10 protein-coding genes are annotated in these 7,033 nt (G+C 59.5%); 4 read left to right on the forward strand and 6 right to left on the reverse strand.

Going from position 1 to position 7,033, the window contains the following annotated elements; translation table 11 throughout:
• Positions 1–11: 11 nt before the first annotated feature.
• From pqqA to ACR0NF_RS20580, 5 genes are all read right to left on the reverse strand, one after another.
• On the reverse strand, positions 12–113 hold the full coding sequence (gene pqqA, locus ACR0NF_RS20560; RefSeq protein ID WP_480473037.1) for a pyrroloquinoline quinone precursor peptide PqqA: 102 nt from the start codon (positions 111–113) through the stop codon (positions 12–14).
• Between the two features lie 102 nt (positions 114–215).
• A complete protein-coding gene (locus tag ACR0NF_RS20565; RefSeq protein ID WP_480473039.1) occupies positions 216–899 on the reverse strand; it encodes a response regulator transcription factor in 684 nt (227 codons plus the stop codon).
• 9 nt (positions 900–908) lie between these two features.
• Entirely contained in the window at positions 909–2,510 is a 1,602-nt protein-coding gene (locus ACR0NF_RS20570) for a sensor histidine kinase (protein WP_480473041.1), read from the reverse strand.
• Positions 2,507–3,298, reverse strand: a complete 792-nt coding sequence (locus ACR0NF_RS20575; protein WP_480473043.1) for an ABC transporter permease — start codon at positions 3,296–3,298, stop codon at positions 2,507–2,509. The genes ACR0NF_RS20570 and ACR0NF_RS20575 overlap by 4 nt, the downstream gene beginning before the upstream one ends.
• Positions 3,295–4,041 carry an ABC transporter ATP-binding protein gene (locus ACR0NF_RS20580; RefSeq protein ID WP_480473045.1) on the reverse strand — a complete coding sequence of 249 codons (747 nt, stop codon included), beginning with the start codon at positions 4,039–4,041 and terminating at the stop codon, positions 3,295–3,297. Before ACR0NF_RS20580 ends, ACR0NF_RS20575 begins: the two co-directional genes overlap by 4 nt.
• 181 nt (positions 4,042–4,222) lie before the next feature.
• Here ACR0NF_RS20580 and ACR0NF_RS20585 point away from each other — a divergent pair, with 181 nt between their 5' ends.
• The 4 genes from ACR0NF_RS20585 (at position 4,223) to ACR0NF_RS20600 (ending at position 6,700) form a co-directional block, all read left to right on the forward strand.
• Complete coding sequence (locus ACR0NF_RS20585) at positions 4,223–4,660, forward strand: thiosulfate oxidation carrier protein SoxY (RefSeq protein WP_480473047.1); 438 nt, start codon at positions 4,223–4,225, stop codon at positions 4,658–4,660.
• 15 nt (positions 4,661–4,675) lie between these two features.
• Positions 4,676–5,005, forward strand: a complete 330-nt coding sequence (gene soxZ / locus ACR0NF_RS20590; RefSeq protein WP_480473049.1) for a thiosulfate oxidation carrier complex protein SoxZ — start codon at positions 4,676–4,678, stop codon at positions 5,003–5,005.
• Between the two features lie 78 nt (positions 5,006–5,083).
• Positions 5,084–5,407 carry a c-type cytochrome gene (locus tag ACR0NF_RS20595; RefSeq protein WP_480473051.1) on the forward strand — a complete coding sequence of 108 codons (324 nt, stop codon included), beginning with the start codon at positions 5,084–5,086 and terminating at the stop codon, positions 5,405–5,407.
• A 24-nt stretch (positions 5,408–5,431) separates the two neighbouring features.
• Complete coding sequence (locus tag ACR0NF_RS20600; protein WP_480473053.1) at positions 5,432–6,700, forward strand: FCSD flavin-binding domain-containing protein; 1,269 nt, start codon at positions 5,432–5,434, stop codon at positions 6,698–6,700.
• A gap of 62 nt (positions 6,701–6,762) precedes the next feature.
• Here ACR0NF_RS20600 and ACR0NF_RS20605 read toward each other — a convergent pair whose 3' ends face one another.
• A complete protein-coding gene (locus ACR0NF_RS20605) occupies positions 6,763–6,924 on the reverse strand; it encodes a hypothetical protein (RefSeq protein ID WP_480473349.1) in 162 nt (53 codons plus the stop codon).
• Positions 6,925–7,033: the final 109 nt, after the last annotated feature.

Raw genomic sequence — 7,033 nt, forward strand, 5'->3', positions numbered from 1 at the left:
CGGGCCTGCAATCAGATTAGGCCGCCGCCGCGCTCATCGTCATGATCCGGGCCGTACATGTTGATTTCCATGCCGCACTCGATCTCGCGGATAATCGGTTTACTCCATGCCATGACGGGCTCCTCCTCTTGGAATGTCCTTTCAAGCAATCTGGCAGGTAATGGGGGGCAGAGCGAATCTTAATTTGTAAGAACAGGGTAGACTTTGGTAGGTATTCACCTGTCGTCGGGCAGCGGCGCGCGACCCTGCAGGCAGAAGCCCTGATTGCGTAGTGTTTTGATTTCAAAACCGAAATCATCCGCACCAAGCTTTTTGCGCAGATATCCAATATAGACATCGACCACGTTTTCGTTACTGGACCCTTCCTGCGACCAGAGCGTGTCAAACAGCTCTCCCCGCGAGATGGGCGATCCCGCCTTGCTGTTGAGCAGGGCCAGCAGATCGAACTCGCGTTCCGTCAGGGCAACAGATGTGTCGCGGATGGTTATGGTCCTGTTCTGCGGCGATATCCGGGCCGGGTCGGGGTGTTGGGACTGCGCGCGATGTTCCTGCACCTGCAACCGCGCGACAAGCTCGCCGAAGCTGAACGGTTTGACAACATAGTCGTCCGCTCCGGCGTCAAGACCGGCGGCCCGGTGGTCGACATCGGACAGGGCCGACAGCATCAGAATAGGGATCGAGACCCCGATCTCGCGCGCGGACCTGACCAGTTCGATCCCGCTATCCTCGCCCAGCATGACATCGACAATCGCGCCAGAGTAAGCGCCGCTCTGCAATCGCTCCAACCCCTTGTCGGCGCGGTTTTCGAACTCGGCATCATAGCCGTGCAGCGACAGGCCCCGCACAAGGGCCGAGGCGATCTTGGGGTCGTCATCTATGATTAGTAGTTTGGACGCCATGCGGATATCCTATGCCTTTGCCCGGGGTAATCGAATGCAGACATTTGTACCGGGCGCGGAACCCATCGCCTGATCTTTCGGCACCGGGCTGGTCAGCGTGATCGTCCCCTCATGGGCCTCGACAACCCAGGCCGCGAGGGCAAGACCGACGCCAAAGCCCTGCCGATTGGCCGCCCCCCCCTGAACGAACCTCTCAAAGACCCGGCCTTGTGCCGCCTGCGGGATGCCGGGGCCGTTATCCGTCAGCGAAATCTCGACCACTGTATCGGATTGCGTGGAGTGCACGGAAATCACCCTTCCGGTCCGGGCGTGACGGATGGCATTGCGGATCAGGTTCAACAGCACTTGCCGCATCCAGTTTGGATCGCAGTTCAACACGCAGACCGGGGTTTCACCGGCATCCAGCCGCATGTTGGCGCTGTCGATTTCCGGTTGAATGTCCTGAACAACCGTTTGCATCAATTCCGGCAGGGCAACCCTGCGCGGGTCCAGCGCCAGTTCGCCGCTTTCCGACCGCGCCACCCGCAGCAGGTCATCAATGCGCTGGTTCAGTTTCGCCGCACTGCTTTCAATGGTTGCCAAGGCACCTGGTGCGCTTTCAGCGTCCTGCTGGCCGATCTGGGATTCCATCATGATCACGGTCAGCGGCGTGCGCAATTCGTGACTGATATCGGCAAAAAACCGACGGCGATTTTCATCTATTCTGGACAGGGTCTTGTTGGCCGCGCTCAGTTCTTCGGTGCGCCTTTCAATGGTTTCGTTCAGGCGGTCCCATTCGGCCTCGATCTCGGTCTGGCGGTGTTTCAAGGCGGCGGCCATCCGGTTTGTCTCACCATAAAGCTGGCCGATCTCGTCGTTGCGAGTGTCCGGCAAGGCCACCGAAAACTCGGCCTTGCCGACCTGCTCGGCAGCCGCGCGCAGTCGGTCCAAACGGGTGAACTGGGGGCGGATCAGGCCAAAATAGAACCAGATCGTACTGAGGATGGCAAAACCGGCAAACCCAAGCGCAATCCATGTCAGGGTCAGGCGGGTTTGTTCGATACCGGCGAGGATAGTGTTGCGAAACAGGACCTCGGTGTTCACGGCCTGGCTGAGCAGCGGATCGAACCCCGAGGCGAAGGAGTCGATATAGGCCCGCAGATGCGCCTGATCCGCATTGGGGTCGCTCAGACCTTCGAGCGTGTTGCTCAGCAGCGCCTCCATCCGCGCCAGGCCTAGCGATTGTGTGCCATAGCGGGATTGTTCATCCAGCCCCAGTTTCTCGACCGCGGCCACCGCATCTTCGACATCCCCGCGTAGCTGTTCAAAGGTTGCGCCAATCTGGCCCCGGATCGGCTGCAGCCGTTCAAGCCGGATTTCGGCGGGCTGACCGGTCTGAACGGCCTCGGTCGCGATCACCAGAAATGTGGCCGCGCGGGTCGACAATGCCGCGTACCGCGCCATGCGGGTTTCCGAGGCCAGCGCAGTGTCCAGCCGATTGGCGACCGTTTGCATCCCCAGATACAGAACTGCCGCCGTCAGCAGGGTTCCCGATCCCAAAACCACGGCGCCAATCCCCAGACGGGTTTTCAGCAACAGGCTGCGATGGGTGGTTTTGGCCGGTCCCGTCATAACTTCCGCTTCATCAAGCCGCGTGCGGGGTCATATCCCCAGACAGCGATCAGGCACAGAATGGCGGTCGATGTCAGCACCCAAAGCAATGCGCCCCAGTTGATCTGCAGGTAAAGCAGAAACCGGATCAGCTCGACCACGTGGGTGAACGGATTCAGCGCGCAGATATCGCGCAAAAGCGGTGAGCTTTCGGCCATTTTCCAAAGCGGATAAAGCGCGGAGGACAGAAAGAACATCGGGAAGATGACAAAATTCATTACGCCGGCAAAGTTCTCTAGCTGTTTGATGAAACTGGACAGCACCAGCCCCAGCGCGCCCAGCATGAGCCCGCCCAGTATGAGGCCGGGCAAGACCGCAATGTAACCGGGCAGGGGCAGGACGATACCGAAAAGCGCGGCCAGCGCCAGAAAGGTATAGACCTGTAGAATTGAGATTGCCGTTGATCCCAGCAGGCGGCAGAACAACAGCCACCAGCGCGGGAAAGAACTGGTCAGCAACAGGCGCATCGACCCCATCTCGCGGTCATAAACAAGGCTGAGCGAGCTTTGCATGCCGTTGAACAGCAGAACCATCGCACACAGGCCGGGGACGATATAGGTCTCGTAGGTGATGTAGGTCTGATAGGGCGGGATTATCGAAAGCCCCAGTGCGGCGCGGAAGCCTGCGGCAAAGATCAGCAGCCACACCATGGGCCGGACCAGCGCGGCCAGAAAGCGTTCGCGCTGATGGATGAAGCGCAGAAATTCGCGCCCGATGATCGCGCGCGCGACGCCCCAGAACCCGCTCATGCCGGAACCTCGGTCTGCGACAGGAACCAGTCGGACAGGGTCGCTTGTCCGCGCAGGTTGCCCGTTTGCCCTGCGGCCAGAATGCGGCCGCGATGCAAGACCAGCAATTGGTCGTCGTCGCGTACCTCATCGGTCAGGTGGGTCGCCCAAAGAACACACAGACCCTGCGCCGCCAGATCGTGAACCTGATCGGTAATGGATTGCCGGGCCGCTGCGTCCAGGCCGACCGTTGGTTCATCCAGCAACAAGACGTCGGGATCATGCAGCAGGGCACGGGCCAGTTCCATCCGGCGGCGATGCCCGCCATTCAGGGCCCGGACCTTTTCATCGGCCCGCTCGCGCATGTTCAGACGGTCCAGCGCGGCGTCGATGCGTGCAGGCACCTCGGCTCGGGGCAATCCGTGAAGTGCCGCAAAATAGCTCATGTTCTGGCGCACCGTCAGGCTGAGGTCGAGGGTCGGTTGTTGAAACACCACACCCAGCCGCGCCAAAGCCTTGCGCGGCGCCCGGCGCAGGTTGTGGCCCGCTACGCTGATCTCGCCCTGAGGGGCGACCAGCAGGCGGGTCAGCAGCGAGACCAGCGTCGATTTTCCGGCCCCGTTCGGACCCAGAAGCGCGCAAAAAGTACCGGGCATCACATCAAAGGAGACTGCGTCCAGCGCAGTCTTTGCGCCGTAAAGAAAGCTCAGATCGTGGACGGCGAGGCCGGGGCTGGCCCCCTCTGGTGACTTTGCATGCGGCATCTAACCCTCGGTCCTGACTTTGTAATCTGAACAGCAGCTTGCATGTTCGCCGCGGTTTTCTCAACTGCACATGCGGGGGCAGAACCACGACTTAAGTATGCGAAGGCTCACGAACTTGTTATGTAGGGGCAGAGCGGCGTCAGGGCTAATATCTCTGACGTATCAGACAGAAAGGCCCGCCATGACCCTGACCCGGCGCGACGCGATGCAGGTAAGCCTTTGGGCTTTGCTGTGCCTTGCTGAACCGGTCAGGGCGCAACAGATGGTCGCTGTGCCGGCTTCTGCAACGCTGGAGGACCTTATCGCAGCTTTTGCAGGCGACGGGCCGATTGAGGACAACGGCGTGGTCCTGACCTTGCCCGCTGTCGCCGAAGACGGCTATCGGGTTTCCGTTTCCATCGACGCGCTCGGCGCGCAGGATGTTCTGCTGGTTGCACCCGGCAACCCGGTTCTGCCGGTGCTCAAGGCCACGTTCGGCCCTCTGGCGGGGTCCCAGACGATTTCAACCCGGATGCGTCTGGCCCAGACACAGGACGTTCTGGCCCTTGCGCGTATGCCGGATGGCGATGTGCACCGTGGCCATCAACCGGTCTCGGTCGTCGTTGGCGGTTGCGCCTGAGCGCGGGAGGGGACCATGGCGTCAGGTGTCAAAACCCGCATAAAACTGCCCAAAGCGGCCCGGGCGGGCGAGGTAATTACGATCAAGACACTGATCACCCACCGTATGGAATCCGGCCAACGTGTCGACCCGGATGGCGACCCCATTCCGCGTTCGATCATTCATCGGTTCCTGTGCACGTTCGAAGGCGAAACCGTTATCGACCTTGAGATCGGGCCCGGCATTTCGACAAACCCGTTCTTCGAGTTTCAGGCCCTCGTTCCCGGCCCGGGTGTGTTTACCTTCGCTTGGTATGACGACGATGGCGCGATCTACACCGACAACCGCGCAATCACGGTGGTTTAGAAATGCCGACGAAAGTGTCGGTTCTGATAAAGGCCTGAATTTGCAAGCGTTGGGTGTTGCTGGGGTTTTGGGATGGAGATGAAATACCTCAACCTGCTTATCTGCGGATCTGTTCTGCATTTGCCCGGTCTTGCTGTATTGGCCGAGGGCACAGTCGCGGCGGGGGAGGCCGATCTGGAATTGGGCGCGTATCTGTCGGCGGAATGCGTGACCTGCCATCAGAACACCGGGCAAACCGATGGAATTCCGAAGATTTCGGGGATGAACCCGAAGGACTTCGTGGCGGCCATGCTGGCCTACAAACAGGACGAACGCGAGCATCCCATCATGCAGATGATGGCCGGGCGGCTGAGCAACGACGAAATAGCGGCGCTGGCCGCGTATTTTGGAGCGATTGATTAATGACGCAGAGTGGGAGGGAGACCAATGACATTGGATCGGCGTAAATTTCTGGGCACTGGTGTCGCCGCCACGGGCGTATTGTCGGCCCCTGCCGTGCTGTCAGAGGGCAGCGGAAAGCCCCGCGTGGTTGTGATCGGCGGCGGGGCCGGCGGTGCAACTGCGGCGCGCTATATCGCCAAAGACAGCGAAGGTGCGATTTCGGTCACGCTGATCGAGCCTTCGAAGGTCTATTTCAGCTGTTTCTTTTCCAACCTTTATATCGGCGGCCTGAACGCGATCGACGATATCGGTCACACCTACGGGGCGCTTGCCGCCAATTACGGGATCAACGTGATCCATGACTGGGCCATCGGTGTGGATCGCGCCGAAAAAACAGTGGCGCTGGCCGGGCGCGCGGTTCTTCCCTACGACAAGCTGATCATCGCTCCGGGCATTGATTTTGTTGAAGGCGCAGTGGAAGGATGGGATGTTTCTGCGCAGAACAGGATGCCTCATGCTTATAAGGCGGGATCGCAGTCCGAGCTTTTGCGCGCGCAGATTGAAAACATGCCCCAAGGCGGCATTTACGCAATGGTCGCGCCGCCCAATCCCTACCGTTGTCCGCCCGGACCGTATGAGCGTATTTCGATGGTGGCCCATGTGCTGAAAACCATCAACCCCAGCGCCAAGATCGTTATTGCGGACCCAAAACCGAAATTCTCGAAAATGGCGTTGTTCGAAGAGGGCTGGGCCACGCATTATCCGGGCATGATCGACTGGATCGGAGAAGATTTCGGCGGCGGTAATGTCTCGGTCGATCCGGACCAGATGACACTGACGATTGATGGCGAAGAAATTGCCGTGAACGTCTGCAACGTCATCCCCGCGATGAAAGCAGGGCATATCGCCGAACTCGCAGGCGTGACCGAGGGCAGATGGGCCCCGGTGAACGCGGCTGATATGTCATCAAAGCTTGATCCGGATGTTTATGTTCTGGGCGATGCCAGCCAACAGGGCGACATGCCGAAATCCGGGTTTTCGGCAAATTCGCAGGCGAAGGTGTGCGCCAATGCGGCCCGCGGGGCTTTGACCGGCTCACGGGTTTTTCCGCCCCGCTACGCCAACACATGCTGGTCGCTGATCGCGGTCAATGACGGGGTCAAGGTAGGGGCGACCTATGAAGCGACCGAAGAGAAAATAGCACGCGTCGATGGCTTCATCAGTCAAACCGGAGAATCTGCCGAAACACGTCAGTTAACGTACGAGGAATCGGTTAACTGGTATGCTGCGATCTCAGAGGACATGTTTCACTAGCTGGCTTTGTCGCAGAATTTCGACCCCTTTCAATCGTGTAGGGATGCGATATTGGGGCGCAATCACAGGGCGGGGGTCTGGCGGAAGCGGTCCCCTTTCTGAATGACTTCGATCTTGTAGCCATCGGGATCGGTGGCGAAGAAGAACCGGGCGACAAGCGCTCCTCCGGGGGCGAAGTCGACAAGGTCGCAGACGTAATGTTCCTTTGATGGGTTCTGTCGCAAGGTTCTCGTGCAATATTTTGCGAAAATGAACTGTTTACACGATTGCTGTGGAGCTAAGCGGCCAGTTCTGCCAATTGGCGAAACGGACAGACTCCGGGCATGAACTGAC

It is taken from the genome of Ruegeria sp. CF4 (genome assembly GCF_056537345.1).

What these genes read in the sequence shown, in the direction of transcription:
- pqqA (WP_480473037.1), bottom strand. Translation starts at nt 113, where the DNA reads ATGGCATGGAGTAAACCGATTATCCGCGAGATCGAGTGCGGCATGGAA.
- ACR0NF_RS20565 (WP_480473039.1), bottom strand. Translation starts at nt 899, where the DNA reads ATGGCGTCCAAACTACTAATCATAGATGACGACCCCAAGATCGCCTCG.
- ACR0NF_RS20570 (WP_480473041.1), bottom strand. Translation starts at nt 2,510, where the DNA reads ATGACGGGACCGGCCAAAACCACCCATCGCAGCCTGTTGCTGAAAACC.
- ACR0NF_RS20575 (WP_480473043.1), bottom strand. Translation starts at nt 3,298, where the DNA reads ATGAGCGGGTTCTGGGGCGTCGCGCGCGCGATCATCGGGCGCGAATTT.
- ACR0NF_RS20580 (WP_480473045.1), bottom strand. Translation starts at nt 4,041, where the DNA reads ATGCCGCATGCAAAGTCACCAGAGGGGGCCAGCCCCGGCCTCGCCGTC.
- ACR0NF_RS20585 (WP_480473047.1), top strand. Translation starts at nt 4,223, where the DNA reads ATGACCCTGACCCGGCGCGACGCGATGCAGGTAAGCCTTTGGGCTTTG.
- soxZ (WP_480473049.1), top strand. Translation starts at nt 4,676, where the DNA reads ATGGCGTCAGGTGTCAAAACCCGCATAAAACTGCCCAAAGCGGCCCGG.
- ACR0NF_RS20595 (WP_480473051.1), top strand. Translation starts at nt 5,084, where the DNA reads ATGAAATACCTCAACCTGCTTATCTGCGGATCTGTTCTGCATTTGCCC.
- ACR0NF_RS20600 (WP_480473053.1), top strand. Translation starts at nt 5,432, where the DNA reads ATGACATTGGATCGGCGTAAATTTCTGGGCACTGGTGTCGCCGCCACG.